The organism is Ruminococcus sp. 1001136sp1 (assembly GCF_039841815.1).
Taxonomy (GTDB): Bacteria; Bacillota; Clostridia; order Lachnospirales; family Lachnospiraceae; genus Blautia_A; species Blautia_A faecis.
Genome location: NZ_JBDPGY010000013.1, coordinates 25888 through 40671 on the forward strand (window position 1 = coordinate 25888; position 14784 = coordinate 40671).

Consider the following 14784-nt stretch of genomic DNA (forward strand, 5'->3'; position numbering starts at 1 on the left):
ATGAAAATTGCAATTATTGACGCTGATCTGATTGGAAGATCAAAGCATAGATTTCCGAACCTGGCATGTGAAAAAATATCTAGTTATTATAAAGAGCTTGGAAATGAAGTGGTATTGAAGTTGGATTATGAGAATTTGGAAGAATATGACCGTGTATACATATCAAAGGTGTTTACAGATACAATAGTCCCTGATTGGATTAGTGAAAATGTAAATACGGAAACTGGTGTGGTAAATCTTCCAGAATATTATTATATTGGTGGAACTGGATTTTTCTTCGATAAAGCTCCGGGACTTCCTGAAGAAATAGAACACCATATGCCAGACTACCATTTATATGACGAATGGATAGAGAGCAAATGTGTTGATGCAGAAGAGGACACTGTGAAGCAAGGCAAGGTGTTTGATCGGAAAGCATATTTAAGAAAATTTAAAGAGTATACGGATTACAGCATAGGATTTATGACACGAGGCTGTTTTCGTAAATGTCCATTCTGTGTCAATCAGAAGTATGATAGAGTATTTTTACATAGCCCATTAGAAGAGTTTTATGATCCTGAGAGAAAGAAGATATGTCTATTGGATGATAACATATTGGGCTGTCCCGAATGGAAATCTATACTTAATACATTGATTGGGACAGGAAAGCCGTTCAAATTCAAACAGGGGCTTGATGAACGAATTCTAACAGATGAAAAATGTGAAATGCTTTTCAATGCTAATTATGATGGAGAATATATATTTGCATTTGACAATATTGCAGATTATGAGCTGATCCAGAGAAAACTTGAAATGATTCGCCGCTATACAGATAAACGAATAATGTTCTATGTATTATCTGGCTTTGAAAGCACAGATGTTGTGGATATTGAAAGTATCTTTAAACGGATTGATCTATTGATGAAATATAAATGTCTTCCATATATTATGCGCTACCAAAATAAAAACGAAACACCATGGAAGCAATCTGAAATGAGGGGAATGTATATTTCGTTGGCGCGTTGGTGTAATCAACCAAGCTTATTTAAGAGAAAGTCGTTTCGGGAATATTCACAGATGAAGGGCAATGAAGCTACTGCAAGGTATCTGGCTGAGTTTGAAAAGAGATATCCACAGATAGCCAAAAAATATTTCGATATAAAATGGAATAAATAAAAAATATAAAATAATACTCAAATAAATATATCTATAAACACATCAAAAAGCCATATATTATCGGCAAAATTCACACATTTATTAAACAATAAATATATATAAAAATATAATAATACTCATTTATTTATATTTATTATCTTATGAAAACTCAATGATTTTATAACAAAATAGCATAAATATATATTTATATATCTTTTGCTTTTATGAAAAATATAAATATATTTACAAAAAAACAGAATAAAGGAGGATGCAAAAAATGAGTGACTTCGTTATGCAAATTGGAGCTGACCTGGATTTATCTAAAGTCCAGGAGCAGCTTGATTCTATAAAAAAACAAAAAGTAACATTAGACGTTGAAATCAAGGGGAATGACGATGCACACAATCTTGCAAAGAGCATTGAAAAAGGACTGAAATCCACAAAAATTGATACGTCCGGACTGAGTAAGCAGTTAGCTGACGCTTTTAATATTACGGACAAGTCTGCAATCAGTAAACTGAAATCCCAGATCAACAGTGTAATGTCAGAACTTGGAAAGACTTGGAATGGCAAAGAGTTCAATCTACAGGGTGGCAAGGGTAACGCTTTTATATCTGGTTTGAGTGATCTTGCAAACAGTGTAGCCCAGAATGCCAACATCATCCAAGGAAAGATGGGGATTTACGACCAGTTCTACAGCTATTTCAAAGATAAGAAAATCTATGTATCAGATGATCTGAAGAAAGCTTTGTCCGGTGATGATTACAAGGAGCTTCTAAACAATAATATAGGTCACATTGTTAAAGATGCAAGCAAAGGTGTGTCTATTGACTCCATTTGGGGCGAAATGACAAGCATGTTCCCGGAACATTTTGCGGATAATATTACCAACCAGGCGGATCAGATTAAAAGAGCCTTTGAAGTATTAGCACAAGCACGACAGGACATGACGCAGGTTATATCTGCACAAGATATGTCACCGGAACAGGCAGCTGGGATTAAATCAGATGCATTTGACAATGTAATAGCAATGGCTAACCAGATGCGAGAGAAGCTTCAGCAGAATATTGAGAGTGCTTCAGAAGAAGTGAAGAATACATATGACCTTGATGTTGATATAAACACAGAGAAAATTGTATCTGACATAAGGAATGCTATTCAATCTGCTACTGGTTCGGAAGATGCAGTAAAAATTAATGTGAAGATCAATGATGAAGAGTTGCTGTCTCAGATGAGGTCTGCTATTAGTCAGTTAGCCACTGGGGACGAGCCAGTTCAGGTAGATATCCAGATTAACAAACAAAGTTTGGAATCTGATCTGGAAGTTGCGTTGAAGGATATTGAGTTACCTATTAAATTCAAGATTGATGCAGAACAGATTGCGGCAGACATTCAGGCAGCTCTTAATCAGATTACAGACGTAGAGATTAATTTAAGGGTTAATACGGATGATGTGAAAAGTACAATCCAAGATTCTGTAAAAGTCGGAGCAACACAGACTGTTGATACATCTGGAATGAGTGAATTACAGAATATTCTTAATGGTCTTAATAACGCAGGTGTTCAGGGACAGAGTGTGTTCCAGAGTTTTGGCAATACATTGAAAGAGGTATGCGCTACGTTTACTGTATTTAATTTTCTTACAGATGCCATATATAAAGTTGGTGACGCAGCGAAAGAAGCTGTGAGTACGGTCAAGTCATTAGACGATCAGATTGTTTCACTCCAATTAGCAACAGGAAAATCTTACAATGTTGTAAGCGGTATGATGAAAGATTATGTATCGCTCGGAGCGGATCTTGGCGCTATAGGCGAAACGGTCTCAGAGGGTGCCACGGCATGGCTTCGTCAGGGAAAGAGCATACAAGAAGTTAATGATTTGGTAAAGTCTTCTGTAATCTTTTCAAAAGTTGGTGACATGTCAGCGGAGGATGCAACAAAATATTTAACTGCAAGTTTAAATGGATATAAATTGCAGACGGATGCTGCTCAGTCGGTTATTGACGCCATAAGTGCGATTGATTTGTCAGCTGCGGTAAGTTCTTCTGATTTGGCTGAAGGTATGTCAAGGGTTGCAGTTCTGGCGGATCAATCAGAAGTTTCCATGAATAAACTGCTAGGCTATTTAGCTACTATGTCTGAGGTACAGCAAGCAGGTGGCGCAAAAACTGGTAGTGCAATGAAAAGTATTCTAAGTAGGATGTATAACATCAAAACAGGTAAGTTGGAATTGGTTGATGAGGATGGAACTACTGAGAAATTATCTGATGTTGAGACCACACTAGCAAATGTAGGAATTAATCTTAGAAAAACTATGACGGAATACAACAGTGCTTCTGATGTATTAGATGCTCTTGCTGCAAAATGGGACACTCTGAACCAGGCACAGCAGAAGGCCATAAGTGTCAGTCTAGCCGGAAAAAATTATAACAACTTTTTCAATTCGCTCATGGAGAATTATGATCGTGTACAAAAATATACTGATGTAGCTGCTAACTCGGAGGGAAGCGGTGAGCAAAAATTTGACTTGTATCTTGAAGGATTGGAAGCTAAGACTAATTCCTTAAAAGCTTCCCTGGAATCTTTATCATCTAGTGTGATTTCTCGTGACCTATATGCTGGATTTCTGGATGGATCAAAAGCAGTTGTATACTTCACGGAGAAAACAGGACTTCTAAAAGGAGCATTGGCAGGACTTGGAACAGCTGGTGCTACATATGCTCTTAGCCAGTTAGTAAGCATGGCTACAAGTGCAACAAAAGAATTTTCTAATCTGTCAAATGCTCTGAAGATGGTAAAAGCAGCGGAGTCCGCAGGAACATTTGATACATCTAACATGGCAAGTCTTATAAATCTCACGAAAGGTCTTTCAGAATCACAAACAAAACTTGTATTATCCAGTACGGCTTTATCAGATGCACAGAGAGTAGCAGTGCTGATGGGGCAAGGCATGACTGAAGCACAGGCGAGTGCTGCGGTTGCTTCTATGGGATTAGCAAGTGCTGAAACGACTGCTACCGGAGCAACAGTTTCATTGAGTTCTGCGCTTTCTGGGTTAATGTCAACGTTGTTAGCAAATCCTCTGATCTTAATTGCTGCAAGTGTAACAGCTGCCGTATCCGCTTTTTCCGCATATAAAAGATCAATTGAGGAAGCAGTGGACAAAGCACAAGAAGCCGGTAATGCTTGGGAAGACAATAATACCTCATTACAGAGCAATATTGACAAAATTACAGAGTTACGTACAGCTCTTGATAATGGTACACTGACTGAAGAAGAGGCTTACCAGGCGAAATCTGATCTGTTGGAAATCCAGGATTCCTTAACAGAGAGTTACGGTAATCAAGCGCAAGGCATAGATTTAGTGAATGGCAGCCTTCAAACACAGATAAATAAACTCAAAGAGTTATCTACTGAAGAATCCAAACGGTTCCTTAATGAGAATAAAAAAGGTGTTGAAGAAGCTGAGAAGCAGATAGAGAAAGAACGCCATGCTTATTTAGGACAATATTCAGACAATGGATCTGATGAGTCAAACGCCATCAATAAAGCAATCACAAAGCTGAATAAGAAATATGGTGATGATGTATTCAATCTTCAAGAAGGAATGGAAGGAACAGGTAATTTTGAAATTGAGTTCACGGCAGACGCTTCTACTGCTAAAGATGCACTGAATGATTTTATGAATGAAATAAGATCAATTCAAGAGCAATATGGTGAAAGTGATGTGCTGACAAGTTTATCTAATTATGCTTCTGGTGGTTTGGAAGAAGCCAATGATATTTTGACAGAATATCAGGATTTGTATAATCAGGCGAAACAAGCTGAGTTATTTTCCGATAAACAACAATACTCTGGTAAGACTGCGTTGGAATGGCTTAATAAATATGAAGACGCTGTAAATAAATACAATGATGCAATATCGGGTGGGAACGCAGACGAGATTGCAGATGCAAAGCAATATTATGATGATATCAACAAGAGTGTTCAGGTTCTTATGAACACAGATGCCTCTAAGTATTCCTCACAATTTAAAGAGATCGGAGATCAGCTGAATACTGCGGCTATTAAGGCTAATGAGTTCAACCAAGCTTTATCCGGTGAGGGAGAAAATGGATTCCAGAAACATTTACAGAGTGTGGCTGAAGAAATCAAGAAATTAAATATGGATGATTCAGACTTTAAGGCAGCTGTAGCTTCAGGTGATGTGGATTCCATTAATTATCTTGTAGAAGCTGCTAAAAATGCAGGAATCATTACTGGAAAATCTGCTAGTGAGATTCAACCTTTAATTACGGCATTGGGAAATCTGGGTTATATCAGCAATATGTCCGCAGATGAATTGAATAATGTAGCTGATAGTGCAAACAATGTGGATATGTCTTTCTCTGATCTTGCAAAAGAGGACAGTTCGAGCCTGTTACAGGAAATCAGTGCTGTACAAGGGGCTTTGGATTCTCAGTCTATTGGCGTATCAGTCAGCTATGATGATTTTAATTCTGACGCTCTGGCTGATTATAGGGATTGCCTTGAATATGTGAATGAAAGTTTAGTTCTAAATGAAGAGAATGTTAAAAAAATAACAAAAGCAAAAGTAGAGGAACAGGTAGCTACAAATAACACTGCAAAAGCACAGAAACAGCAAGAATATCTGGAAAATGCGAAACAGATTGAGGAATTACGCCAGAAACTCATTGACAATACGGACGCAACAGGTAAGAGCGCAGAGAGCATTCAGGAACAAATTGACGGATTACTGGCAAGTAATGATGCAATTGTTGAGCAGTGCGGACAACTTGATTTGTTAAATTCTTCATTGATGGAGTCCATAGGAATTTATCAGCAGTGGAAGGATGCTCAGAATGCTTCTGAATCTGGAAATATGTTTGATGATGCAATTACGGCATCTAAGCAGATAGATGATGTTTTAAATAACACAGACTCAGATATTTATGGTAGAGTTGGACGTAAAGATTATCAAGCTTCTTTGGATTTTCTTATTCCTGATACAGTTGATAGCACAGATGAAAATGCAATCAATTCCTATTTAAGCAGCATTGACAATCTGTTTACCCACAATGAAGATGGGGAAAGAGCTGGACTTAATATAGAAGAGTTCTGCAAAAATGCAATGGATAAAGGTCTTATGGTACTTGATGAAGCTGGTGAAAACTACCAGGTAGCAGGTGGGAAGACCATGGAAGATTTTGCAGAAGGTATGAATCTTTCAATGCCTATGGTTCAGGCAATGCTTGGTGAGATGCAGGAATTCGGAGCCAACTTCGATTGGTCGGATGAAGGAATCCAAACAATGGGCGATATTGCTGTGGCTGCCACTGAAGCTTCAGAAGCATTGCGTAGTGTAACAGGTAATGAAGATCTGAAGATCAATCTTGATGTGTCTGATTTGGAAACTACGGAAGAAAAATGCTCTGCATTGGATGATACCATATCAGAGATGAACAGTGTTAAAGCAAAGGTCGGTGTGGATTCATCAGAAGTAGACCAGGCGAATACAATTATTCAGTATTGCGTTGCTCAGAAACAACAATTAGAAGCACCAGCTGTAATGAATGTTGATGTAAGCCAGGTTTCCGGTAAGATTGGAGAAGCTGTTGGATTACTTCAGGAATTCCAAACTGCTCAGAACACATTGCAAATGCAAGAAACATTAGGAATGGACACATCAGAAGCCCAGGCAAATGTGGAAGCTGTAGCGGATAAGATTAAAGGGCTTGATACGAATGTAAAAGCAACACTTTCCATTGATGATTCCTCTATTGATACAATCCAGGACAGCATTAGTAATAAGCTTACAAATGAAGTCATGGTAAAAGCCGGTATAGATGATTCTGCTATTATTGGATTCCAAGAAACAAAGCATGATGCAAAAGGTGAAGTTGACTGGGACAACGATACGACAAAAGTTGATGCGTATGCTGCTGCCGAGAAGAACAGTAAAGGTACGGTGCTTTGGAGTAATGACGAGACTCTGGTTAAGAAAGAGTTCACAGCAGTTGGACACATTAATTGGGGAAATACCTCTGCGCCTACAAGTGGTAAGGGCAGTGTAAACGGAACTGCTCATGTATCTGGTACAGCGAAAGTATCTGGAAATGCCAAAGCTTCAGGTGACTGGGGCAATAAACACCCTGGTAAAACATTGGTAGGGGAGTTAGGAAGAGAACTCTGGGTCGATATCCGCACCGGAAAATGGGAAACGATCGGTAACAATGGGGCAGAATTCCGGGACATTCCGCAAGGTGCAATCGTATTTAATCATGTGCAGACTGAGGAATTGTTAAACAATGGTTTCACAGCTTCAAGAGCAGTCGCGTTAGCATCCGGTACAAGTCCTGATATATCCGGTAAAGCTTTTGTATCAGGTAATGCCATGGTAACAGGTGGAATCAGTGTTAAGCAAGCACAAAAATCTGTTGTATCTGGTGGTAACACTGCAAAGGCTACCAATGCTACCAATACAGATACCAAAGCCACTCAAAGCCATACCAAAGCAACAAATGATTCCACAAAAGCCACCAAGAAATCTAAGAAAACTCTTGATTGGGTAGCTGAACGGTTTAAAGTTTGGGAGAAAAAGGTCAAGAAAATATCAGATCAGATTACGGATTACATTACGTCTGCATTAAAGACCTCTTTGTTGAAGAAACAGATGAAAACCATGAACTATGAGATGAAAGCTAATACCAAAGGCGAGTTGGCTTACATGAAGAAAGCCAATTCTGTTGCTGAAAAATACACTTATTACAATAGTGATGGTGGAGAAATAAATGTATCAATTCCTAAGAAATATCAAAAATTGGTACAGTCCGGTGCTTATCGTATTGAAGATATGGACACTAGCACAGATGAGGGTAAGGCTTTAGCAGAAGCTATCTCAGAATATCAGAGTTGGTATGACAAGGCACAGGATTGTAAACAGGCTGTTATTGATCTGAGAAATGAACAACAGAAGTTGTTTGAGCAATGGGCTAACATGCCTACCGAAGCTGCTGAGAAGAAGATTGATCGTCTGACTACCGGTTACAATGGTATTAATGCTGTGTCTTCCAGGTTAACAGCTGCCACAAAAGGTGGTTCAACTCAAGCAGCTCTTGCTGAGACAATGAAATCTGATCTGACGGATGCCGAGAATCAGAAGAAAGCGGATAATAAAACATTAAAGGCTGCAAAAACGGCTAATAAGAAAGCGTCTACAGCAAAGAAGAAAGCAAATAATAAAGTGAAATCCACTGCAAAATCCTTATTGAAAACAAATCTTACTGATGAACAGAAGAAACAGGTTCAAGCTGGTAAGAAAATTGATTCTACTGGTATGTCAGGTTCCCAGAAGAAAAAAGCTGACGCTTATAATAAGGCTGTGACAAACAAGAGCAAAGCGAATAAGAAAGCCACATCTGCAAAATCTAAATTATCTACGGCAAAATCTAACTACAATTCATCCAATTCTACATATAAATCCATGAAGTCTAATGTGAATACAGCGCTTAATGCTTATGATTCCGGTGATTCTCTTTCTTACATGAATGGTCTGGTTGACGAACAAGTATCTGGGAAGAAGGCTGAACAAGAAGCAAGAAAAGTTGCTGTGGAACAAGCAAACGCTAATTTGACTACGACTAAGAAGCAGAAAACAACGTCTGACAAAAAGCTTGCAAAGCTTCAGAAGAAATATAAAAACAGTAAGAATCTTACAGCAGCTCAGAAAAAGAAGATTGCAGCTGGCAAAGAAATTGATACAACTGGAATCACTGATGCAAAGCAGTTGAAAATTCTGACCACCTACAATAATGCCTTAGCAGACAGTAAAAAGAAGAAAGAGAATGTAACTATTGCCACAAATGCTCTTGCAGAAGCTAATGAAAATCTTATGACTGCCGAGGTGGAATCTGCTCAGGCTACAGTGGAAGCGGTATCTACGAAATTTGATAATGCAAAGACGTATTACGAAGCACTTCTAAGTTACCAAGAGCAATTGAGTAAATATCAGGAAAAGAATATAGACCTGGCAAAAGCTCACGGAGATTACGAAAAATCTTCTGACTATGATGTTAAGATAAGCAACACTCAGGATGAGAGGGCAATTAAACAGAATGAGCTTGATGAACTGACGAAACAGCTAAATGATGGCGTTGAGGCTGGAACAATCGTGGAAAATTCACAAGAATGGCTGGACATGCAGACAAAAATCAAAGAAGCGCAAAATGCTGTGGCAGACTATGACACACAAATTGAGGAATTGAAGCAATCTCAGATTGGTGTTTATTACGAAGAACAGTTTGAAAGAGCTGCAGAAAAGGTTGACAGGTTCCGTGATAAGTTAGACGGTTTGAAATCACTTATTTCTGATGATATGAAAATTGATAAGAACACAGGACTTCTTACAGAATCAGGTGCATTGTCAATTACGTTGGATGTAGATGATATCAATGCTTCTACAGAAAATCTGAAAACCTATATAAAGGAAAGACAGCAGATTATTAATGATTATAATGCAGGAAAATTCGGAGAGGATGAATATAACCAGAAGCTCAAGGATGTTGATGCAAATATCAAGAGTACCACTGCAAATATTTATTCTTCCAGGAATTCCATTTTGGAGCTGGTGAAATCCCAATCTCAAGCTGAGTTGGATGTGCTGAACAAGGTCATTGATAAGAGGAAAGAAGCTTTGTCAGCCAAGAAAAACTATTATGACTATGACAAAACACTGAAGAACAAAACCAAGGATATTGAAGTATTGGAGAGACAAATTGCAGCGTTGGAAGGCTCCACTAGTGCTGAAGATAAGGCAAGAAAAGCAAAACTGCAAGAACAGCTGCAATCCGCAAAAGATGATCTGAATGACACAATTGTAGATCATGCTTATTCTATGCAGACTGATTCACTGGATAAGCTGTCTACTGATCTGAGTGAGGATCTTGATACATGGATTAACAAAATCAGCTCTAACATGGAAGATATGACTAATGCTATTAATGGTGCAATTAGCAATGCAGGACTTAGCACAGCAAGTACAATTAATGCGATATCTTCTATTTTAAGGCACTACGGATTATCAGATAGTGAGATTTCTCAGTCTGGATTAACTGATATTAAGGGTTATGCTTCCGGAACCGATTATGTGCCTAAGTCTGGAATGTACCGTGTAAACGAAAATGGTATGGAATCCGTACTGTCAAGGAAATACGGTACTCTCACATTCTTAAATCAGGGCGATAAAGTATTTACAGCAGACTTCACGAAACAATTGTTAGATAACTCAACTATAGCCACCCAGAAAAACATGCCTGATTATGCTGGAATGGCGAAAGCTATAGAAAAGAATATCCAAAATATTCAGAATTTAAGTGGAAACACTTATGTAAATAATTTCTATATTGATGGTGCACAAGATACAGATTTTATTTTGAAAGAAATTGATAAACACTTGGATAAGAAAATCCAGGCACATGACAAGAAACAGGTAAGAGATTTCAGAAGTTTGCATTGAAGTGAAATGCTGCATGAGTGATTTTTGAAGGATGTAATTTTTTAGAATTAAAACAAAGAGCTTTTAAGAAGAAATTACTGCAACTGGTAATGGCTTCTTGGAAGCTCTTTTTGAATATATTGAGGTAATTTTTATGGAAATAACAAATTGTGTAACACAGGAAACAACAAATGCAGCAGTAATGGGACTTGGATCAAATGAACAGGAAATGTTGAATTTTGCAATCAAAAATGGTATCATCGACTTACCACATTTGCAGGATCAAGTTGAGACGATGAAGAATGCTGAAATTTTACAAAATCATCAATATAAGATTTGGCAAGGAAATAATCAAAAGTGGTATACATATTTACCAGATGGCAAAGATGGACGTAAACAGGTGAAAAGGTCTACAAAGGCAGCCATTGAAAAAGCAGTGATTCAATATTACCGCCAAAATCCCAAAAAAGAAGAACGCAAGATAAAAACTTTTAAAGATGCCTATAACCATTGGCGTAGTGTTCAAGATTCTCTGGTTTGTCATAATACCGTATGTAAATATAATACAGATCGCAAAAGGTATTTTGATGGTACTTCATTTGTAAAAAAGAATATTCAGGACATGACGGAAGAAGATATAAAGGTTTTTATCGTAAAAACAGTTAAAGAAAAAGAACTATGCAAAAAGGCTTGTAAGACTTTATTCAGTTATATCAAGAATACAATCTACAGTGCAAGAGTTAACAAAGCCATTGTTGGTGATCCTATGGAATTCTTACATGCAAAACAGTTCTATCAATATTGTGTAGAGAAAGAAAAGCCTTTAGAGCAGAAAATTTTTTCTGATTTGGATTTGAACAGTCTACATGAGAGATTTGATCTTGACCATGAGAAAAAACCAGATTATATCCCTACATATGCAGTACAGTTAGCTTCTTTAACAGGGATGAGGGTAGGAGAAATTGTTGCGCTTAAATGGGAAGACATTAAGATGGATTATATTGTCATTAACAAGTCTGAAAAATACGATAGGATTACAAAAGAGTATTTCATTGATAAGACTAAGAATAAGAAAGACAGAGTTTTCCCAAAGACTAAAGAGATTGAGAAGCTGTTTAACACAGTAAAATATGTTGAACAGATAAATGGATTTTTGTGCGAATGGGTGTTTGCTGATAAAGATGGTAGAATTCATGCTCCAAAAGTATCTTCTTGTATTAAGAACAAATGTAAGCAACAAGGGATAAGGAACAGAGGAATTCATTCTTTTAGAAAGACAGTAAATTCTAAATTGAAATGCAATGGAGTCTCTACAACTGTAGCAGCTTCTCTACTTGGTCATACTGAAGAAGTAAATGAAAAATATTACACTTTTGATACAACAGATTTAAAGTATAAGACAAAAATTATTGAAGAAATTGAAGTAAAATAACAAAAAGTAATCAAGGTAATCAAAATTATTTTACTATCAAACAAATAAAATGCTTGATTTTTAAGGAATTATAGGGTATAGTAAGGAAGTCATTTGGGGGCCGTGAGGTCGCAGGTTCAAATCCTGTTGCCCCGATTAGTCATTGACAAGTGACTTGAAAAATGTTAAGGTAATAACCACAAAGAACATATAAGAGAAATGCTTTGATAAGGAGTAGTACACAGGTACCGGAGCGCAGAGAGTCATCGGGTGGTGTGAGATGACGGAAGGAAACTGTAGAACTCGCCTTGGAGCAGCTGTCTGAAATTACTTCGAATGATTAGAAGAAGCGAGAGTAGACACAGCCGGATTCCACCGTTACAGGGAAAGGATATAAGGAGTAATCCCGTATCCGATAAGTGTATGGATTCTATTCATGAAATAAGAGTGGTACCGCGTAGGATGTATGTCTTCCGTCTCTTGCACCTGTATGTGTGCAGAGCTGGAGGGCTTTTTTTATGTGATAGTAATTCCATTGGAATTTAATACCACATAAAGCTGCGTTATCAGACTGAGCTCTGACCCAGCAGACAAAGAATCCTTCCGTCACAGAAAAGAGAAAAATTAAATTTACAATATGGAGGAATAAAAAATGATGAATGTAAGCAAATACAAAAAACAGTATTATCTTCCACCAGAAATCTGTATGGACTGGGCAAAAAAGGACTATATTGACAAGGCACCTGCATGGTGTTCTGTAGACCTTCGTGACGGAAACCAGGCACTTGTCATCCCAATGAGCCTGGAACAGAAGGTTGAGTTTTTCAAACTTCTTGTACAGATTGGGTTTAAAGAGATTGAAGTAGGATTTCCAGCTGCTTCCGAGACAGAGTATACGTTCCTTCGTACCCTGATCGATCGCAAACTGATTCCTGAAGATGTTACGATCCAGGTACTGACTCAGGCAAGAGAGCATATTATCCGTAAAACCTTTGAAGCCGTAAAAGGTGCGCCCAAAGCTATTGTTCACGTATACAATTCCACATCTGTTGCACAGCGTGAACAGGTATTTAAGAAATCCAAAGAAGAGATTTTAAAGATTGCCGTAGAAGGTGCGAAATTATTAAAAGAACTGGCTGAACAGACAGAAGGAAACTTCCAGTTTGAGTATAGTCCGGAGAGCTTTACAGGAACTGAGCCGGAATATGCCCTTGAGGTCTGCAATGCAGTTATCGATGTATGGCAGCCAACTCCGGACAATAAATGTATCATCAACCTTCCGGTAACAGTGGAGCATTCCATGCCGCATGTATATGCAAGTCAGGTTGAGTATATGTGCAAGCATATGCTTCACCGTGAAAATGTAATCGTTTCCTTACATCCTCACAATGACAGAGGTTGTGGTGTGGCAGATTCTGAAATGGGAATTCTTGCCGGAGCAGACCGCATCGAGGGAACTCTTTTTGGAAACGGAGAGCGTACTGGTAATGTTGATATTGTAACACTTGGAATGAACATGTATTCCCAGGGAGTAGATCCGAAGCTTGACTTCTCCGATATGCCTCACATCTGCGAGGTGTATGAGCGTTGCACGGGAATGACAGTTGGAGAGAGAAGTCCATACAGTGGAGCACTTGTTTTTGCAGCATTTTCTGGTTCCCATCAGGATGCAATTGCCAAAGGTATGCGCTGGATCGAGGAAAAAGATCCGAATCGCTGGACAGTTCCGTATCTGCCAATTGATCCCACAGATGTTGGACGTAATTATGATGCAGATGTTATCCGTATCAACAGCCAGTCTGGCAAAGGCGGCGTAGGCTACATTCTGGAAACAAAATACGGTCTGAACCTTCCGCCAAAAATGCGTGAGGCAATGGGTTACGCAGCCAAGGGTGTTTCTGATCACCTTCATAAAGAGCTTCATCCAGATGAAATCTTTGATCTGTTCAAAAAGACTTTTGAGAATGTGGGACAGCCGTACAGCATTAATGAAGTGCACTTCCAGCAGACGAGCGAGGGAATTACAACTAAGGTAACCTCCACATTTAATGGAAAAACAATTACCACAGAGGCTGTGGGAAATGGACGTCTTGACGCAGTGAGCAATGCTCTGAAGAAAGCATACGAATTGAAGTATTCTCTGGAAGTATACCAGGAACATGCGTTAGAGCGCAGCTCCAGTTCTAAGGCTATAGCATATGTTGGAATCAAGAAACCTGACGGAACTATGGCGTGGGGAGCAGGCGTAGACCCGGATATTATCCGTGCTTCCATTGATGCACTTGTAACAGCAATTAATAACCGCTGAGAGATTTGTTTAAACCTTATTTATAATAAGAAGCATATTTGATAACAAAAAGACAAACCACCGCAAATCAGTTCATAAAAAAGACTGTGCGGTGGTTTGCTGCTTTGAAAGGTAACGGCGCTTTTTGTCAGAATTCGGCGATAAAAAAGGTTTGACGAACAGAAAAAGAAAAGCTATAATAAAATCCATAAGAAGGGGAGAAATAACCATACCTAAGAATAAAAGGGGACAAATAGAAACAGGGTAAATTTATCAAAAATATTACATGATTTTTGAATGAATCATCCTATTTCTTTCTTGTTGCCTTTCTTTTTTTACCTGTTTTTAGAGAAAAAAGCTATAGAAAGCAAAAAAAACTTGACATTTTGGAGTTTATTAAATATAATTTTCCTATAAATTACAGAAATGTTACAGAATAAATAATAAAAGAAATCAAAA

At 38.1% G+C, this 14784-nt stretch carries 4 protein-coding genes and 1 other annotated feature; all 4 genes read left to right on the top strand.

Features of this window, described 5'->3' with window-relative positions; all coding sequences use genetic code 11:
• The gene (locus ABHC48_RS12775; RefSeq protein ID WP_347505643.1) at positions 1-1155 is read left to right on the top strand and encodes a hypothetical protein; all 1155 of its coding nucleotides are present in this window, start codon (positions 1-3) and stop codon (positions 1153-1155) included.
• Positions 1156-1411: 256 nt separating this feature from the next.
• On the top strand, positions 1412-10648 hold the full coding sequence (locus tag ABHC48_RS12780; RefSeq protein ID WP_347505644.1) for a phage tail tape measure protein: 9237 nt from the start codon (positions 1412-1414) through the stop codon (positions 10646-10648).
• Between the two features lie 133 nt (positions 10649-10781).
• Positions 10782-12059 carry a tyrosine-type recombinase/integrase gene (locus tag ABHC48_RS12785; RefSeq protein ID WP_347505646.1) on the top strand — a complete coding sequence of 426 codons (1278 nt, stop codon included), beginning with the start codon at positions 10782-10784 and terminating at the stop codon, positions 12057-12059.
• A gap of 194 nt (positions 12060-12253) precedes the next feature.
• Positions 12254-12522, top strand: a binding site (T-box leader).
• A 168-nt stretch (positions 12523-12690) separates the two neighbouring features.
• Positions 12691-14346 carry a 2-isopropylmalate synthase gene (locus ABHC48_RS12790; protein WP_347505647.1) on the top strand — a complete coding sequence of 552 codons (1656 nt, stop codon included), beginning with the start codon at positions 12691-12693 and terminating at the stop codon, positions 14344-14346.
• Positions 14347-14784: the final 438 nt, after the last annotated feature.

What these genes read in the sequence shown, in the direction of transcription:
- ABHC48_RS12775 (WP_347505643.1), top strand. Translation starts at nt 1, where the DNA reads ATGAAAATTGCAATTATTGACGCTGATCTGATTGGAAGATCAAAGCAT.
- ABHC48_RS12780 (WP_347505644.1), top strand. Translation starts at nt 1,412, where the DNA reads ATGAGTGACTTCGTTATGCAAATTGGAGCTGACCTGGATTTATCTAAA.
- ABHC48_RS12785 (WP_347505646.1), top strand. Translation starts at nt 10,782, where the DNA reads ATGGAAATAACAAATTGTGTAACACAGGAAACAACAAATGCAGCAGTA.
- ABHC48_RS12790 (WP_347505647.1), top strand. Translation starts at nt 12,691, where the DNA reads ATGATGAATGTAAGCAAATACAAAAAACAGTATTATCTTCCACCAGAA.